Origin of the sequence: Actinoplanes sp. NPDC051633 (assembly GCF_040681735.1) — a bacterium.
Lineage (GTDB): Bacteria > Actinomycetota > Actinomycetes > Mycobacteriales > Micromonosporaceae > Actinoplanes.
The window spans coordinates 1-1302 of the sequence record NZ_JBFAZH010001664.1 but is presented as its reverse complement, the minus strand read 5'-3'; the positions used below and the strand labels follow the sequence as shown (position 1 = coordinate 1302).

The window sequence follows — 1302 nt, the reverse complement described above, 5'->3', positions numbered from 1 at the left end:
ATTACTTCGATATTATGAAGTTTTATGAAAGATAGAATTATATCAGTTTTTGTAGTACATTTAGACTATTAAAATTTGTTTATTACATTCTTGGCGGTTTCACTTATCAATTTATCATTAGGTTTATCACTTTTATTGTCTTTATTCGTAAAAATGACTAAAATAATAGGTTCAGATTGGTTCTTAGGATAAACAAAAGCTACATCATTTCTAGAAGCATATGTTATTGCTTGACCACTTTTATCAGCAACCTTATAGTCTTTTGGAACACCATCTTTAATTAAAGTGTCTCCGTTTTTATTATTTAACATTAAATCAAGTAAGAAATTTTTATTTTTTTTGCTTAATTTTCCATTTGCGATAAGTTTATTTAAAGTCTTGCCGAAAGCAGCAGGCGTTGAAGTATCTTTTTTGCTCTTTGGTGAATAGTAATTTAATTCTATTTCATATCTAACTGGATTTGTTACTTTATCTCCCAATTTTTTTAAACGTTTTTTAATTTTTTTGATTCCACCGATTTCGTTTATAATTTTATTGTTTGCTGTATTATCACTATACTTCATTGAAGCCTCAATAAGTTCTTTTAAAGTGATATCTTTTCCTACATATTTTTCTAAAATAGGAGAATAAGCAACTATATCATCTTTGTTAATATGTACTTTTTTATTTAACTTATTATAAGGTACTTGTTCTAACAAAATAGCACTATTTATCGCTTTTGAAGTTGAAGCATAGGCAAATCTCTTATCGGCATTAAATTTTACTTCCTTACCACTTTTAGTATCTAATGCATAGACACCAATATTAGCATTATATTTCTTTTCTAAATTATTTAACTCTTTAGCATGTGAACTGGTTGAATTACATGCACTTAAAACTAAAGCAATTGCAATTAAAAGTATTAACTTTTTCAAAATATACCCTCCAATATTACAGTTGTAATTTCTATAAATCAATAATATTACAATTGTAATATTCGCGTCAATAGTTTATTATAAATATTTGAAAGAAGGTGTTGAAATGGCTAAGTTATTAATAATGAGCATAGTAAGCTTTTGTTTTATATTTCTATTGTTATTATTTTTTAGGTACATATTAAAACGCTATTTTAATTATATGTTAAATTATAAAGTTTGGTATCTAACTCTTCTTGCAGGATTAATTCCTTTCATCCCTATTAAATTCTCTTTTTTTAAATTTAATAATTTGAATAATCAAGAGCCCACAGTTGAAAGTAATTCACACAATTTGAATCCTAACATAAATACCACTAAACCTGTTCATGAGTTTACAACAGACATC

The 1302-nt window shown here is 25.7% G+C and carries 2 protein-coding genes; one reads left to right on the top strand and one right to left on the bottom strand.

The genetic code is table 11. From position 1 onward, the window contains the following. Positions 1 to 68: 68 nt before the first annotated feature. Complete coding sequence (gene blaZ, locus AB0M20_RS44105; RefSeq protein WP_000733622.1) at positions 69 to 914, bottom strand: penicillin-hydrolyzing class A beta-lactamase BlaZ; 846 nt, start codon at positions 912 to 914, stop codon at positions 69 to 71. A 106-nt stretch (positions 915 to 1020) separates the two neighbouring features. Here blaZ and AB0M20_RS44100 point away from each other — a divergent pair. Further along, positions 1021 to 1302, top strand: a 282-nt coding sequence (locus AB0M20_RS44100) for a hypothetical protein (protein ID WP_364307519.1), incomplete at its 3' end; no start/stop codon positions are given.